This is a genomic window from Aeromonas sp. 30P (assembly GCF_051919805.1).
In the GTDB taxonomy this organism is placed as follows: domain Bacteria; phylum Pseudomonadota; class Gammaproteobacteria; order Enterobacterales; family Aeromonadaceae; genus Aeromonas; species Aeromonas veronii.
Genome location: NZ_JBQBEA010000001.1, coordinates 3,103,306 through 3,119,279, shown reverse-complemented (window position 1 = coordinate 3,119,279; position 15,974 = coordinate 3,103,306). Strand labels below are relative to the sequence as shown.

General features: G+C 59.0%; 13 protein-coding genes, 1 tRNA gene and 1 riboswitch. Of the genes, 8 read left to right on the top strand and 6 right to left on the bottom strand.

All coding sequences use genetic code 11. The features are described 5' to 3' along the window. Positions 1-96: 96 nt before the first annotated feature. Positions 97-1,359, top strand: a complete 1,263-nt coding sequence (locus ACTG2B_RS14380; RefSeq protein WP_439996190.1) for a DUF945 family protein — start codon at positions 97-99, stop codon at positions 1,357-1,359. Positions 1,360-1,437: 78 nt separating this feature from the next. Here ACTG2B_RS14380 and purU read toward each other — a convergent pair whose 3' ends face one another. Further along, complete coding sequence (gene purU / locus ACTG2B_RS14375; protein WP_005353303.1) at positions 1,438-2,274, bottom strand: formyltetrahydrofolate deformylase; 837 nt, start codon at positions 2,272-2,274, stop codon at positions 1,438-1,440. Positions 2,275-2,533: 259 nt separating this feature from the next. Then, positions 2,534-2,690, top strand: a riboswitch (FMN riboswitch). Between the two features lie 104 nt (positions 2,691-2,794). Here purU and ribB point away from each other — a divergent pair. Next, the gene (ribB, locus tag ACTG2B_RS14370) at positions 2,795-3,448 is read left to right on the top strand and encodes a 3,4-dihydroxy-2-butanone-4-phosphate synthase (protein WP_139428348.1); all 654 of its coding nucleotides are present in this window, start codon (positions 2,795-2,797) and stop codon (positions 3,446-3,448) included. Positions 3,449-3,673: 225 nt separating this feature from the next. Then, complete coding sequence (locus ACTG2B_RS14365) at positions 3,674-3,916, top strand: Lpp/OprI family alanine-zipper lipoprotein (RefSeq protein WP_005334342.1); 243 nt, start codon at positions 3,674-3,676, stop codon at positions 3,914-3,916. A 172-nt stretch (positions 3,917-4,088) separates the two neighbouring features. Here ACTG2B_RS14365 and ACTG2B_RS14360 read toward each other — a convergent pair whose 3' ends face one another. After that, on the bottom strand, positions 4,089-4,937 hold the full coding sequence (locus ACTG2B_RS14360; protein WP_115522919.1) for a tetratricopeptide repeat protein: 849 nt from the start codon (positions 4,935-4,937) through the stop codon (positions 4,089-4,091). Further along, entirely contained in the window at positions 4,934-5,656 is a 723-nt protein-coding gene (locus ACTG2B_RS14355) for a 4'-phosphopantetheinyl transferase family protein (protein WP_139407134.1), read from the bottom strand. The genes ACTG2B_RS14360 and ACTG2B_RS14355 overlap by 4 nt, the downstream gene beginning before the upstream one ends. 275 nt (positions 5,657-5,931) lie before the next feature. On the opposite strand from ACTG2B_RS14355, the gene ACTG2B_RS14350 reads away from it, so the two are divergent. The 4 genes from ACTG2B_RS14350 to ACTG2B_RS14335 all read left to right on the top strand — a co-directional run bounded on the left by ACTG2B_RS14350 (position 5,932) and on the right by ACTG2B_RS14335 (position 10,171). Continuing rightward, positions 5,932-6,420: a C40 family peptidase gene (locus tag ACTG2B_RS14350; protein ID WP_005334331.1), complete on the top strand. Its 489-nt coding sequence runs from the start codon at positions 5,932-5,934 to the stop codon at positions 6,418-6,420. 148 nt (positions 6,421-6,568) lie between these two features. Further along, positions 6,569-7,540: a 23S rRNA (adenine(1618)-N(6))-methyltransferase RlmF gene (gene rlmF / locus ACTG2B_RS14345; RefSeq protein ID WP_257696107.1), complete on the top strand. Its 972-nt coding sequence runs from the start codon at positions 6,569-6,571 to the stop codon at positions 7,538-7,540. Positions 7,541-7,785: 245 nt separating this feature from the next. Further along, positions 7,786-8,511, top strand: a complete 726-nt coding sequence (locus ACTG2B_RS14340) for a MaoC family dehydratase (protein WP_019445964.1) — start codon at positions 7,786-7,788, stop codon at positions 8,509-8,511. A 244-nt stretch (positions 8,512-8,755) separates the two neighbouring features. After that, positions 8,756-10,171 (top strand): SLC13 family permease, encoded by a 1,416-nt coding sequence (locus ACTG2B_RS14335; RefSeq protein ID WP_005353291.1) that lies wholly within the window; start codon positions 8,756-8,758, stop codon positions 10,169-10,171. Positions 10,172-10,287: 116 nt separating this feature from the next. On the opposite strand, the gene ACTG2B_RS14330 is transcribed toward ACTG2B_RS14335, so the two are convergent. Together ACTG2B_RS14330 and ACTG2B_RS14325 are read right to left on the bottom strand one after the other, a co-directional pair. Next, entirely contained in the window at positions 10,288-11,274 is a 987-nt protein-coding gene (locus ACTG2B_RS14330) for a DUF481 domain-containing protein (RefSeq protein ID WP_439996187.1), read from the bottom strand. A 39-nt stretch (positions 11,275-11,313) separates the two neighbouring features. After that, positions 11,314-12,270: a L,D-transpeptidase family protein gene (locus ACTG2B_RS14325; RefSeq protein ID WP_439996185.1), complete on the bottom strand. Its 957-nt coding sequence runs from the start codon at positions 12,268-12,270 to the stop codon at positions 11,314-11,316. A gap of 391 nt (positions 12,271-12,661) precedes the next feature. Here ACTG2B_RS14325 and ACTG2B_RS14320 point away from each other — a divergent pair. Continuing rightward, positions 12,662-12,751 (top strand) — tRNA-Ser (locus ACTG2B_RS14320). Between the two features lie 86 nt (positions 12,752-12,837). Here the strand turns inward: ACTG2B_RS14320 and ACTG2B_RS14315 are convergent. Next, a complete protein-coding gene (locus tag ACTG2B_RS14315) occupies positions 12,838-15,972 on the bottom strand; it encodes a multidrug efflux RND transporter permease subunit (protein ID WP_439996183.1) in 3,135 nt (1,044 codons plus the stop codon). Between the last annotated feature and the right edge of the window lie 2 nt (positions 15,973-15,974).

Genomic DNA, 15,974 nt, shown 5'->3' with positions numbered 1-15,974 from the left:
GCCGCAAGAAAGTGGACTCGCCATCTGATTGGACTTGCCTAGCCCCGAGTCCGCCCCGTAGAGTGCAGTGACAACTCCCTGGAGACACATGGATATATGAAAAAGATAGTGGCCCTCGCCGTGGGTGCGGCACTGGTAGGTGGTGGTCTGGCTGCGTGCTGGTACACGGGCAACAGCTTCGACAACATCATGGTGGAACAGATCGCCAAGGTAGAGCAAGAAACCGGTATCGATATGCAGTGGCAGCCGGGTAGCAGCAACCTCTTCACCCGTGACGGGGTCCTGAAGGTCGTGGTGACGCCGGAGGAGCTGGCTACCATCGACAGCGAGCTGGAGGGCAGTCAGCCCATCGAGTTGCAACTGGTGGTCAAGAGCCAGATCCTGCCGCTCTACATCAAGAGCCACTTCCTGCTCGATACCCATAATGGCACTCTGGCGCCGGTTTTCACCGCACTGGGCATGGAGCAGTGGGAACTCGGTCTGGAGTCGGTCACCAGTCTCTGGACCCAGGGTAACAGCAGCCGTTTCTGGGCCAATGAATTCAAGATCAAACAGGGGCTGGACGAGTTCAGCTTCCTGCCCCTGAGCGGCGAGTTCCACGGCAATCTGGAGGGGAATGGTCACCTCACCATGACTTGGCAGGGGATGACGGTTCACGAAGAGCAGAGCAAGATGGACTTGGTGCTGGCCGATCTGAAAGGGAGTGCCGACATTGCCGAGATCAGCGGTGTGCTCCTCTCGCCCCAGAGCGAGATGACCCTCTCGGCCCTCACGGTACAACTGCCTGACAGCGTCAAGGTCGCCCTGCAGGGGATGACAACCGAGACTCAGCTGACCGGTGATGATGCCCAGACCCTCTCCAGCAGCTATCAGATGAAAATTGCCAAGCTGGATCTGGAGAACGAGACCGACACCCTGGCGGTGACCGACAGCAAGTTGGCGCTCAACCTCAACGGTCTGGATCTGGAAGGGTATCAGGGGCTGCAGGCCGCCGGTGGCAAGGGGGTTGAAGATGCCGCCATCCAGCAGGCGCTGGACAAGATGCTCAAACGTGGCGCGACCCTTGAACTGGCCGATCTCAGTGCCAAACTCAACGGTGAGGCGGTGACCATGAAGGGGGACGTGAAGTTGGCCTCCACCTCGCTGGAGCAGCTGTTCAACAGCGACGCGGGCATGCAGGCCCTCTCCGGCATGCTGCATGCCAGCCTCAGCGACAAGCTGGGCAAGGCGGTGCCGCAACTGGCCCCCATGCTCGATCAGCTGACCCTGATGGGTTATCTGAAGGCCGACAAGCAAGCGCTGACCTCCGAGCTGAGGCTGGAGAAGGGCGCTGTGACGGTAAACGATCTGCCGCTCTGACACATGATGTAGAAACAACAACGGCTCCTGGGGGAGCCGTTGTTGTTTCTGGCGTTTGCATACGTGCGTGTGGGCGAATTACTTGAAGACTACCGTCTTGTTGCCGTAGACGAACACCCGCTCGTTCAGTACCAGCTCCAGCGCGCGGCTCAGCACCGATTTCTCCACATCCCGACCCGCCTTGGCCATGTCGTCCGCACTGAAGGCGTGACCGACGTGGATCACGTCCTGTTCGACAATGGGGCCTTCATCCAGATCGTCGGTCACGAAGTGGGCGGTGGCGCCGATCAGCTTGACGCCACGGTCGAACGCCTGCCGGTAGGGGCGGGCACCGATGAAGGCGGGCAGGAAGGAGTGGTGGATGTTGAGGATCTTGCGCGGGTAGGCCTCGACGAAGCTCGGGGTCAGCACCCGCATGTACTTGGCCAGGATCACATAGTCAGGCTCATAGCTGTCGATGATGGTGCGAACCTGCTCCTCATGTTCGGTCCGGCTCAGATCCTCGTGACTGACGGTGTGGAACGGGATATCGAACTTGCCGGTGAGCTCGGCCAGGGTGTCGTAGTTGCCGATCACCGCGACGATATCCATATCCAGCGCGCCCGCGTAGTTCTTCATCAGAATATCGCCGAGGCAGTGGGTCTCTTTGGTCACCAGGATGACGATGCGCTTCTTGCCTGCCTTGACCAGACGGCGCTGGGCGCCGATGGGCAGGGCATCATCGAGGTCGGCCAGCAGGGTCTCGTCGTTGAAGCGCCCCTCCAGCTCGGTACGCATAAAGAAGCGGCCATTCTCGTGATCCACAAACTCATCGTTCTTGATGATGTTGAGCTGATGCTTGTAGCAGATGTTGGTGATCTTGGCGATGAGCCCTTTGGCATCCGGGCAATCAGTGAGCAGTATTTTCTTTTCCATCTCTGTCATTTTCCGTTTGTGGTGTTGGCGCTGCTGTCTGCGCCGGCAGCGTTGTTCAGGCTCTCTTTTCGGGCCCTGTTTTTTTGTTTCGGGAACTATGCCATAAACCGATCCGAGCCATAAAGAAATTCGCCAGTCATGGCCTCGCACGCTGGCGAGCGTGCCGCAGAGCGGGATCCCGGGCGCAATGTTGAAACGCTTTTCAGCCTGCGGGGGATTTTGACTGGTATCTGCAACCGTTTTTCTTTAGGCTGTCTGCGCTTATTCTCAGGGCGGGGTGCAATTCCCCACCGGCGGTATCCCGATTGACTCGGGGAGCCCGCGAGCGCCCGACTTGGCTGATTGCCGGGTCGGGGTCAGCAGATCCGGTGAGATGCCGGAGCCGACGGTCATAGTCCGGATGAAAGAGGATAAGACAGACCTTGCCGTGTTGGCCCTTGTGGGCTGGCTGCTGCATACCCGTCTCTGTCTGCCTTTCCATGCCCTGATTCTGGTCCTTGTCTTGTTTAGGAGTTTTACCATGAATCAGTCTCTACTCAGTGAATTCGGTGATCCCGTTGCCCGTGTCGAAACGGCCCTGTCTGCCTTGCGTGCCGGAGGCGGCGTGCTGGTGGCCGATGATGAAGATCGGGAGAACGAGGGCGACCTCATTTTCGCCGCCGAATCCATGACCAATGAACAGATGGCGCTGATGATCCGCGAGTGCTCCGGTATCGTCTGCCTCTGCCTGCCCGACGAGCGGGTTCGCCAGCTCGAACTGCCGATGATGGTGGAGGCCAACTCTAGCCACTACCAGACCGCCTTTACCGTGACCATCGAAGCGGCGCAGGGTGTCACGACCGGTGTCTCGGCGGCAGATCGCATCACCACCATCCGCGCGGCTATCGCTGACGGTGCCAAACCGGGCGATCTGCACCGCCCGGGTCATGTTTTCCCGCTGCGGGCGCGAACCGGTGGGGTGCTTACCCGCCGTGGTCATACCGAAGCGACGGTCGATCTGATGCAGCTGGCTGGCCTCAAACCGTTTGGTGTGTTGTGTGAATTGACCAAAGAAGATGGCTCGATGGCGCGTCTGCCAGACCTGGTTGCGTTCGGTCGCAAGCACCAGATGCCGGTGCTGACCATCGAGGATCTGGTGCAATATCGTCAATTGTTGTCAGAACGTACAGCCTGAGCCTCATACGAAATTGTAATAAGGCAAAAATTTGGTTAACCTTTGTCCGTGCCCCCACCACACGGCACTCATTTTTTAGACGAATCTGGACAAAAACTGTTCATTCAAAAAAAAATGAGGGTTTTAATGCATTTATCTGTGGTGGGGACTATGCAAAGTAGGATTTTTTTGTGCCATAATCACGCCGCTTGCTAAACGTCTGGCGAGTTCAAGGGAGCTTTAAAAATGAAAAAATTGTTGTTGGTAGGTGTTGTTGGTCTGTCCGCTCTGCTGGGCGGTTGTGCAAACACCAGCGAACTGGAAACTTCCGTTCAGAATCTGTCTAACAAAGTTGACCAACTGGCTCAAGATGTTAGCGCAGTTCGTGCTGATCAGTCCAAAATCGCTGCTGATGTTGCCGAAGCCAAGCAAGAAGCTATGCGTGCTAACCAGCGCATCGACAACATGGCTACTTCCTACAAGAAGTAATCCATGCGAAAAAAATGGCGCAGTTTTGCGCCATTTTTTTTTGCCTGAAATTCACCGTATTTCCACTATTCCCAGAGCACCTTATTCCCACAATACCTTCTTCGTACTTGACCCATGAGGTCATGCCGGTCTCCCGGCACTCCCCCATCATTACCAGCCAGTTCGATTCCGCTCAGTAGAGCAGACTATAGAGTTTGCGACGGTAGCTCTGTGCCGCCGGTGTGCTGCCCATGGTCGCCAGAATATCGAGATAGGTCTTTCTGGCATCGCCGAATGCCAAATCCCGCTTGAGGATCTCCAGCAGCAGTCCCAACGCCTCTTCCTGACGACCAGCCTGGTTGTATTGCACCGCCAGCTCCTGAGTCAGGGCATAATCATCAGGCTGTTCTGCATGACGGGCTTCCAGCGCGCGCAGCTCCGGGCTGTCTGCCGCTTGCAGGGCCAGCGCCAGTCGTGAGCTCAGGGTATGGAAGTGGCCATCCTGCGCCGCCATCGGGATGGTGCCGAGGCGCTCCTGTGCTTCATCCAGCAGGTTGAGGTCGAGCGCAGCTTGAATGAGCCACAGGCTGATGTCGTGACGTTCAGGAGCCAGCTGGTGTGCCTTGGTCAGATGGGCATAGGCGATGCTGGGCTGCTCGTCAGCCAGCGCCTGTTGCCCCTTGGCCAGCAACTCTTCCTCTTCTTTGGGGGCGAAAGCGGCGAAATACTGGCGCAGGGTGGCTTCATCCTGCGGTCCTTCGATGATCCCCTGTTCGTCAGGGCGCCCCTGATGGAACAGCACCAATGCGGGCAGGGCGCGTAGGCCGAGCTGACTGGCCAGCGGCTGCAACTGGGGATCGTTCATATCCACCTTGGCCAGGGTAACCTGCTCATTGGCGGGCCCAACCAGTGATTCGATCAGCGGTGTCATCCCCTGGCACTCCGGCATCTGCGGAGCATGGAAATAGATGACAACCGGCTTCTTCATGGACGCATCGATAAGTTCAGCGTGAAAATTCTGGGGAGTAATGTCGACGATCATGAGTTGGACTCTTCAGAAAGGGTGTTGAGTAAGATGGGGTTAAGCAAGTGGCAATTCAAGCGCTCATCCAGCCGGTAAAAGGTCACGGGGGCTGCCGTCGCCGCGAGACTGAGCCAGCCGCTGGCAAAGGGCCAATCTTGTACCTGATAAGGGGTGTCATCGAGCCGGTTGTCGAGTCGCCATCCTTCCTCCGGGATAAACCGCACCTTCTCCAGCCCCGCCGCTATGCCGCCACCGTGGGCTTTCAGTACCGCCTCCTTGCGTGACCAGAGCCGATAGAAGGCGCTCTCCTGTTCTTGAGCAGGCTGTGCGCAGAGCCACTCATATTCACTCTGTGCATAAAACCGGCGGGCCAGGGGGAGGGGGTGATGCCGCCGTTTGCCCAGTTCGATATCCACCCCAAGCGGCCCCTGTGGGCAGATCGCCAGCACCAGCCAGCTGCCACTGTGGCTCAGATTGAACTGCCAAGCATCATCATGCAGTCGGGGCTTGCCGTGGGGGGCGTTGCAAAATTGCAGGCTGGCTGCGGGTTGTTGCAGCCGCTCGGCCAATAGCTGGCGCAGCAGGGCGCGGCTCACCAGATATTCCTGACGCCGTTCAGGATGGGTCATGGCTTGCCAGATATGTTGCTCATCGGTTGACAGCCATTCAGGCAATTGAGCAAGCAGATCCTGGCATACCCTGGCCGGTTTTAACAAAAAAAGATCGGTTTCGATCATGATTTTTCACTTTAAAAAGGTGCTGAAGCAGGGATAAAAGCCAGTTATCTATGAGGCCCAAGGCTCTTTTTGCGATTGTATATTGTTTGGGCATGATCACATTAATTATGAAAAATCGTGCATTTCCTTGCAAAAATGTGAGCTTGATAGGGATTTTCACTTGCCTCGATAGAATTCTTGGATATAGTCGGGTGCTGTTGCCTTATAAATTGCCCTTTGGGGCCGTATTTTAACAAGATTTACTATTTAGCGGGGATAAAGGATTGCGCCACCTGATGCTACTGCTGGTCGCGCTCGGAATGGTGGGTTGTGCCTCGGCACCCCAACCCGAGGTCGCGAGCAAGATCGAAGTTTCCATGGTTGAACCTGTCATCGAACCGGAAGCTTCCCAGACACCCGATGTGAATGAAATCCTGACTGTATATAAAGAGTGGCGTGGTGTTCCGTACCGTATGGGTGGCAGCAGCCAGCGCGGTATCGACTGTTCCGCCTTTGCCCGTGAAGTGTTCCGCAATGCCGTCGGTATCGAATTACCCCGCGATACCCGCTCCCAAGTCCATGAAGGGACGCGCGTTTCCAAGCAGGATCTGGTCGAGGGTGACCTGGTCTTCTTCAAAATCAATCGTCGTCTCAACCACGTTGGTATCTATGTCGGCAATGGTGAATTCATCCACGCCTCGACTCGCGCCGGTGTGACACGCTCCAAGCTGGATAGCCAATATTGGCGCAACAAGTTCTGGCAAGCTCGCCGGATCGATATCTGAGTCAGGCTGGACAAACGGCTCGCAGTACGGACTGTTTTTCCAACCTCACTTGAACCGGGCTCGATAGCCCGGTTTTTTATTGCCCTCGTTTAGACTTTCCCGAGTCAAATCACTATAGTGTGGGCCCGTTTTCTTCGGCAGGCTCAGCATGAAACCCCGCATCCCATCAGCCGGTGGCCCCAAGTCGGGCGACCGCACATCCGGACTCCACTCCCGTAATCGCCATCAGGCGGGTTACGACTTTGAGGCGCTCTGCCTGCGAACTCCCGAGTTGGCTGCCCACGTCTTTATCAATGACTACGGCACCCGCACCATCGATTTTGCCGATCCCGATGCAGTGAAGACCCTCAATCGCGCCCTGCTGGCCCATCACTACGGGATTGCCCACTGGGACTTGCCTGCCGGTTACCTCTGCCCACCCATCCCGGGACGGGTGGACTACCTGCACTGGGCAGCCGACCTGTTGGCCGAGAGCGCAGGCCAGCTCCCTACCGGCAAGGGGGTGAGGGTGCTGGATATCGGGGTGGGGGCAAACTGCATCTATCCGTTGCTGGGTGCCCGCGAATATGGCTGGCGTTTTGTTGGATCGGATATCGATCCGGTCTCGGTCAAGGCGGCCACCCTGCTAGCCAAGAGCAACGGACTCGGCAACCAGATTGAGTGTCGTTTGCAGGGTAACCCCAACCATGTGTTTCGCGGCATCATAGGGCCGAAGGAGCGCTTCGCTCTGACGCTGTGCAATCCGCCGTTCCATGCGTCGCTGGAAGAGGCGAGCAAGGGGACGGAGCGCAAGCTGCGCAATCTGGGCAAGGAGGTGACAGGCGCTCCTGTGCTCAACTTCGGCGGCCAGAAGGCCGAGCTCTGGTGCGAAGGGGGCGAGGCGGCGTTTCTGGCCAACATGATTGCCCAGAGCAAGGAGTTTGCCACTCAGTGCCTCTGGTTCAGCTCGCTGGTGTCGAAAAAAGAGAACCTGCCGGGGGCAAAAAAGGCGTTGAGCCGGGTGGGGGCGCGTCAGGTACGGGTGATCGACATGGCACAGGGCAACAAGGTGAGCCGGATCCTCACCTGGTCCTTTCTGGATGAAGAGGGATTGCGTAGCGGCTGGTCGAGCGCGCGCTGAGTCCCCACCACAAGGCCCGATGAGGGCCTTTTTTCATGATGAGCACCGCGAATTTCCCCTGCTGGCGGCATCTTTGGCAATCGATTTCCTCATTGGCAGATCGTGCTGGTTTGCATGGTGTAAGTAGTTACTTCCGCCTTGGTACAGGTGTACGCCGAGATTTTTTTGCACTTACAGCTGAAACTTTAATAAAATAGGACTGGTTAGACCTCTTTACAGGCATTGAATCAAATAGGGATCGGTAGATGAAAGTTGTCGATTTTCTGAAGCGCAAGCGCGAAATTCTGGCGCAGCACCCCTTTGAGCTCAAGGATTGGCTCTCTCCGGCGATCCGCGACTACTGGCGTGAGTTTCAGCAAAAGGCACATCTTCATCCTTTGCTGGGGCGTGTGCTGGACTTGCAAGCCGAGTCCCAGAGCGAGCAGCAACAGGATGCAGCAACCGTGGCACAAGTAGCCAACGGTCAGCCTGCCGTCGCTCAGGAACCCGCTGTTGAGCTGGGGGCCGAGGCGGCCGAGCTCTATGCCGCCCTGCAGGCTCGCATTGGTGAAGAGACACATGTCGGCGAGTGGCTGCACGTCAGCCAGCAGATGATCGATCAGTTTGCTGCAGTGACCGGGGATCACCAGTGGATCCACACCGATCCGGAGCGTGCGGCCGCAGAGTCGCCTTTCAAGACCACCATCGCCCACGGCTTCCTGACCCTGGCGCTGCTGCCGCAGTTGACCGGCTCGGTCGATGAGGCCACCCCCGAGTTCCCGACCGCCCGCATGGTGGTGAACTTCGGGCTGGATCAGGTACGTTTCCCGTACCCCATCAAGGTGGACAGCAACATCCGCGCCCGCACCAAGCTGGCCCGGGTTACCCCCATCAAGGGTGGGCTGGAGTTGCTCAAAGAGATCAAGGTTGAGATCGAAGGGATCCGCCGCCCGGGTTGCGTCATCGAGTCGGTGACCCGCATCTACTTCTGAGCCCCCCATCGGCATGAATGGTGAAACGGGCCCGCTGTCGTGTGCAACGAACAGCGGGCCCGTTTTTTTGCCTGTTTGTTGCAAGGGTTGAGGCGTCAGCCATTGCGCGCCGACCCCAGCTTGATATGACTCACAAAACGGTGCGCCGTGCAGTTAGCCAGCTCTCATTTTGGCGAGTTGGCCGCGTGAGGCGATAGCATGTTATGCCACTATTGGCTTCTTACTCCCGATCCTGGAGACAATAGTGCCCATCAATAACAAGATTATTCTGCCACTGCTGCTGAGCCTCACCATCCTGCTGATCCCGACCCACTGGATCCCGCTCGAGGGGATCACCGTCATCGAGCAGCGGGTCGTGGCCATTTTCGTGCTGGCCGCCCTCTGCTGGATCCTGGAGCCCATCCCTATCTTTGCTACCTCGGTGCTGATCATCGTGCTGGAGCTGCTGCTGCTCTCCGACAAGGGGCTCTGGTTCATGACTGCCGACAAGGCCGAACCGGGGTTTGGTGAGTTGCTCAAGTCCACCGAGGTGATGGCGACCTTTGCCTCGCCGGTCATCATGCTGTTTCTCGGCGGTTTTTTCCTCGCCATTGCGGCGACCAAATACCATCTGGACGTCAATCTGGCGCGGGTGCTGCTGCGCCCGTTCGGTCAGGATCCCCGGATCGTCATGCTGGGGCTGATGTTGATCACCGCCACCTTCTCCATGTTTATGAGCAATACCGCCACCACCGCCATGATGCTGGCCATTCTTACCCCGGTGCTGGCGGCGTTTCCCGACAAGGACCCGGCCAAAATCGGCTTTGTGCTGGCCATTCCGCTAGCGGCCAACCTCGGCGGGATCGGCACTCCCATCGGCACTCCGCCCAACGCAGTGGCCCTCAAATACCTGACCGGCGAGCATGCCATCTCGTTCGGTCAGTGGATGGGATTTGCGGTGCCCTTCGTGGTGCTGCTGTTGCTGCTCGGCTGGTTCCTGCTGGGGCGTTTCTTCCCGAGCACCCTCAAGCGGATGGATCTCAAGATTGAAGGGCGCTTTATGCAGACCCCTCGCGCCTGGGTGGTCTACCTCACCTTTATCACCACCATAGTGCTCTGGCTGCTGGGGGATCTGCACGGCATGAGCTCCTACGTGGTCGCCATGATCCCGGTAGCGGTGTTCCTGACCACCGGCATCATCACCAAGGACGATCTGCACAAGATCTCCCTCGACGTGCTCTGGCTGGTCTCGGGCGGTATCGCGCTGGGGCTGGCGCTGGAGGACTCCGGGTTGGCCGAGCGGCTCATCACCCATATTCCGTTCCACGAATACTCCACGCTGGCGGTACTGGTCGGGGCCTGTCTGCTGGCGGTGGTGATGGCCAACTTCATGTCCAACACCGCGACCGCCAACCTGCTGCTGCCACTGGTGGCGGCGCTGGCGGTCAGCATGCCGGAGCTGGCCGAGTGGGGCGGCAGTCATACCCTGATCCTGGCGGTTACCATTTCGGTTTCGCTCGGGATGTCTCTGCCCATCAGTACCCCGCCCAATGCGCTGGCCCACGCCACCGGTCTGGTGGAGAGTCACCAGATGGTGCGCATCGGCGTCATCATGGGGTTGGTCGGCACCCTGCTGGCGATGGTATGGATCTACCAGATTGCCGCTTGGGGACTGATCTGAGCGTACGGCCGGTTTCTCATCTGTTGCCTGCTCCATCATTGGAGAAGTGCCATGGCAGGTGATGACCAAAACAGAAAGAGGAGCCAACTTGGCTCCTCTTTCTGTTTGCAGTTGACTCAGAAACTGGCGCCCAGATTGAGCAGGTGCCTGAGTTCGGTCTCTTTGTACTTTTGCTCGAGACCGACGAAATGTACTTCGCCATCTTCCCACTCCATCTCGCTCGACCAGGAGAGGCGCAGGTGGTCGTTGAAGTAGTAGCGCAGGCCCACGCTGCCGGTCACATCTCGATTCAGAGTGATATAGGGTGATGGTTGATCCAGATAGAGCAGATAGCGCCCCTGACTGAACAGCTCCAGTTTTTCCCGCCATATCGGGATGGGTTGGCGATAATCCCAGTTCATGCTGGCAAAGGGGTAGTCAATGATCCGGTTGCCTTTGAAGAGCAACCCAATCCCGCTCTCTTCTCTGAAGTAGGCCTTGCGCAGACCCCCTTGCGCCACGAACTCCAGCCGACGGCGCTTCTCGTTCCAGAAGCGGTAACCCGGCCCGGTACCATAGTCGAGGCTGAGGTAGTTGCTTTCCAGCATGTCATATTCGGCATTGAGCGAGCTGCGCACAAACCACTGCTGATCGAAAAAGTAGTCAATGGTCGGGTTCAGTTTGTAGTCGTGGTTATCGGTGACGCTGTCAGACGTTTCGTAGGAGTACTCTCCGGAGAAGCTGTAGCGCCAGTCCAGATTGGCCAACTCGGTCTTGCCCTTGAAGTTGACGTTGTTGGTGTGCTTGTCCTTGTGTTTGAGCTTGATGTTGAGATCGCCACTACCGGTCCAGAGCCAGGCCTTGCGTTCATCCTGCTCATCCTTGAACAGGGTGAATCCACCTTTGGCGGTCGCCTTGGGTTTATCCTGATGCTCTAGTCGCCAGCGCTTGATGGCATCCCGCTTGACGGTAACGGCACCGGTATAGGGCAAAGAGATGCGTACCGACTCATCGCCAATCTCTTCGATGGTACCGGTCAGACGGTCGCCATTGCTCATCCAGAGGATGTCCTTGGCCCACAAGGAGTGACAGGCCAACAGGAGTAGGAGGGGCAGGAATTTCATGAGATAAGGTGACTCCGGTGCGACTTGGGCGCTGGTGACTTAGCCACTGACAAGTTGGCTGCTGATGGGGCGGGGCAGGCCGTTTTTGCTCTCCAGCGCCGCCGTCACCTCATCCTGCATCACGTCAGGTGCACTGATAAAGCTCTCTATGGCCGGAGATAGCACCAGCGGGGCGCCATTTTCAAGCTCCTCTTCGGTGCGGGAGAGCGGGGAGTGTACCTCCAGCCAGCGGCGACCATCCGGTTCGATGGCCACCTTGACCGGTTGGTTGATGACCCGCACCGACGTGCCAATCGGCACAATCTTGAACAGGGCCTCAATATCGTCAGGTCGCAGCCGGATGCAGCCTGCACTTACCCGCAGGCCAACGCCAAAATCCTTGTTGGTGCCGTGGATCAGGTAGTCGCGCTTGCCATAGCCAAGGCGCATAGCGAACTTGCCAAGGGGATTCTCCGGGCCGGGGGGCACCACGGCGGGCAGGGTGATCCCTTTTTGCTCCAGCCAGGATTTGCGCACCATGGGACCGGGTACCCAGGTCGGGTTGGGATTCTTCTCGATGACCGTGGTGGTCATCTCCGGAGTCTCACGGCCGATATCGCCAATTCCGATGGGCAGCACGATGACCTCGCTCTTCCCTTTGGGGAAGTAGTAGAGACGCAGTTCGGGCAGATTGATGACGATCCCCTCGCGAGGCACATCAGGCAGCAGCATCTGGGTGGGCAGCGTCAAGCGGGTGCCAGGCTTGGGTAAATAAGGGTCTACACCCGGATTTGCCTCAAGCAGCGCCAAAAATCCAATTTGCGTATTTTTGCCAACCAGCTCCAGATGTTCATTCTGCTGGATGATGTAATCCTCCAGCTCACCGATGAGACGACTCCCGGCAGCTGGCAGCGGGTAGCGTTTGGCCTCTGCCGGCGCCGCGCAGAGCAGGATCGCTGCCAGCAGCAGGGAAAGGGCGGGCGTTAAGGGTAGGGGCTTGAGTTTCGGCAATCGCATAAGAAGATCCATCAGTTCAATCGGGGCGGAACATCATCAATACAGCCGCCAGGATGGCGCGATTGTTCCTCAATCAGCCCATGATTACCAGCTTGCCGCGCACTCGCAATGATGTGGGGATACATAGGAAACCGGCCAAAATCGGCATCACCCATAAATTTGAGCGCCAAGCAGGAAAGAGAGACGCCTGATGGCAATGGGTGAATATCACGATATGGATAATGGCCGGGTGTGCGAGCGGGTTAATGTCGGGTGGATGCAGGGTGGCCTGGCAACGCGAACAGCACGCGCCGCATTGTGAGCCTGCTCCCAGATATCTGATTCAGCCATTTGATATCTAAGAAATTTTTATTGCATCCTCGGCCCTGCTTGGGTAAAAATCTCTCCCCACGGAGAGATGCCGGAGTGGCCGAACGGGATTGACTCGAAATCAATTGTGGCAGCAATGCCACCCAGGGTTCGAATCCCTGTCTCTCCGCCACATACCAAGCCCAACCTGTTTCGCAGGTTGGGCTTTTTCTTTTGGTGATGTGCTGAGGGACTATCCGGCCGCCTGTGTATCTGTGGTCATCGAGCCGGATGAATGCGGTTGGATGCTCGCCGTGCCCGCCAGGCCTGAATGCGCGCCTGGGTGCCGATGACGAAGACGAAGAAGACCGGTACGAAGAAGATGGCCAGCAGGGTGCCGCTGATCATGCCGCCAAACACGCCGGTGCCGATGGCGTGCTGGGTCTCCGCGCTGGCGCCACTGGCGAGCATCAAGGGCACTACCCCGAGGGTGAAGGCCAGCGACGTCATCAGAATGGGGCGCAGGCGCAGGCGGGCAGCAGTGACAGCCGCATCAAGCAGTGAACGCCCTTCGCTGTGCAACTGGCGCGCAAACTCCACGATGAGGATGGCGTTCTTGGCCGACAGACCGATGATGGTGATCATGCCTACTTTAAAGAAGACGTCGTTGGGCATGCCGCGCAGCATCACTGCCGCGACGGCACCGAGCAGGCCCAGCGGCACCACCAGCATCACCGAGAGCGGGATCGACCAGCTTTCATAGAGTGCCGCCAGCACCAGGAAGACCACCAGTGCCGACAACAGCATCAGCAGGGGGGCCTGCTCGGCCGACTGGCGCTCTTGCAACGACTGTCCCGTCCAGGCCAGGGCGAAGCCTGGCGGCAATTGCGCCACCAGACGCTCCATCTCCGCCATCGCCGCTCCGCTGGAGATGCCGGGCGCTGCCCCCCCGGCAATACGCACGGCAGGGAAGCCATCGAAGCGCATCATCTGTTGCGGCGATTCGCGCCATTCCGGTGTCACCACCTCCCGCAAGGGGACCATGCCGCCGCTGGCATTGCGCACCCGCAGGCCGAGCACATCATCGAGCTGCATGCGCGCCGACGCGTCGGCCTGCAGAATGACCTGCTGCATGTGCCCGCCGTTGGGGAAGTCGTTGACGTAGAGCGACCCCATTGCGGCCGACAGGGTACTGCTTACGCTGGCGAACGAGAGTCCCATGGCTTCGGCCTTCTGTCGGTTGATCTCGAGGTGAATGCTCTCGCCGGGAGGCAGATTGTCGGGATACACATCACTTACTACCTGGCTTTTGGCGGCCAGTTCCAGCAGTTGGGCCTGAGCGGCCAGCAGCGCGGCGTCCCCCCGATTGGCCCTGTCTTGCAGGAACAGGGTGAAGCCGGAGGCGGTGCCCAGCTCGTCGATGGCGGGCGGCAGCAGACTCATTACCGTGCCTTCAGGAATGTTTGCCATAGCCGCTTGTGCCAGCTCTGCCTCTTCGGCTGCCGTGGCACCATGACGCTGATCCCAATCTTTGAGCATGGTGAAGGCCATGGCGGCATTGGGGCCTGCGCCGGAGAAGCTGAAGCCCTGCACCACCAGGTTGGTGTCCAGCACCTCGCGAGAGGCGACGTGAGCTTCGAAGGCCTTGACCACCTCAAGAGTACGCTCGCTGGTGGCGCCGGTTGGCAACTGGATGGAGGTCATGAAGTAGCCCTGATCCTCGTCCGGCAGGAAAGAGGAGGGCAGCTGGGCGGCGGCGATGGCCAGCACGGCGCAGAGGGCGGCAAAGGTTGCCATCATCCGTCCGCTGCGCCCGACTAGCCGGGTTACCCGCGCACCGTAGCCAGCCGTGAGCCGCTCGAAACCCCGGTTGAAGGCACCGAAGAAGCCGCGCTTCTCATGATGATCCGGGCTGACCGGACGCAGCAGGGTGGCGCAGAGCGCAGGCGTCAGGGTCAGGGCGAGGAAGGCCGAAATGAGGATCGACACCGCCATCGACAGGGTGAACTGCTGGTAGATGACCCCCACCGAGCCGCTGCCAAACGCCATGGGAAGGAACACCGCCGTGAGCACCAGGGTGATGCCGATCACCGCCCCGGTGATCTCTTTCATGGCCTGCGACGTCGCCTCCCGGGGCGACAGCCCCCGGGTGGCCATCAGGCGCTCGACGCTCTCCACCACCACGATGGCGTCGTCGACTATGATGCCGATGGCCAGCACCATGCCGAACATGGTGAGGGAGTTGATCGAAAAACCGGCCAGCAGCATCACCGCGAAGGTGCCAAGCAGAGCGATGGGGGCGACGATGGCCGGGATCAGGGTGTAGCGCAGGTTCTGCAGGAAGAGAAACATCACCAGAAACACCAGCACCATGGCTTCCTGCAGGGTATGGACCACCTTTTCGATGGAGACCTTGACGAAAGGGGCCGAGTCAAACGGGATCGAATAGGCCATGCCCGCCGGCAGGGTGGGGGCGAGCTGGGCGAGACGGGTGCGTACCGCATCTGCGGTACGCACGGCGTTGGCGCCGGGGGAGAGCTGGATGGCGGCGCTGGTGGCGGCCACGCCATTCTCCCGGTTGGAAAAGGCGTAGGATTGCGCCCCCAGCTCGACCCGGGCGACATCACCCAGCACCAGCTTGGCGCCATCACCACCAGCTCGCAGCACGATGGCGGCGAACGCCTCGGGGGTTGTCAGCTGCCCTTGAACCGTGAGGGGTACCGTCAGGCGCTGGCCAGGCAGGGCGGGCTCGTCACCGAGACGTCCCGGTGCAATCTGGATGTTCTGCTGCTCGATGGCCTGTGCCACCTCGCTGATGGTCAGCCCGTAGGCGGCGAGTTTGGCCGGATCTACCCAGATGCGCATGGCCTGCTCGGCGCCGAACAGCTGCACTCGTCCTACCCCGTCGATGCGGCGCAGCTCCTGCACAATATTGCGTGCCATGTAGTCGTTGAGGGCAACTTCATCGAAGCGGCCATCCGGTGAGGTCATGCCGACCATCATCAGAAAGCCGGATGAGGCTGACTCTACCTGCAGGCCGGTTTGCCGCACTGCTTGCGGTAAACGGGGTTCGACCGCCTTGATGCGGTTTTGCACGTCCATCTGGGCCAGCTCCGGATCGGTGCCCGGCTTGAAGGTGGCAGTGATCTGCGCGCTGCCCGAGGCGTCCACAGAGGACTCGAAGTAGAGCAGGTTCTTCACTCCCGACAGCTCGCGCTCGATCAGGCTCACCACCGCATCATTCAGTGTCTGCGGCGTGGCGCCCGGATAGGTGGCATAGAGGGTCACCGACACCGGCGCCACCGAGGGATAGCGGGAGATGGGGAGCTTGGGGATGGCGATGACCCCTGCCAGCACGATGAACAGGGCGATCACCCAGGCAAACACCGGGCGATGGATAAAAAACTGCGGCATGG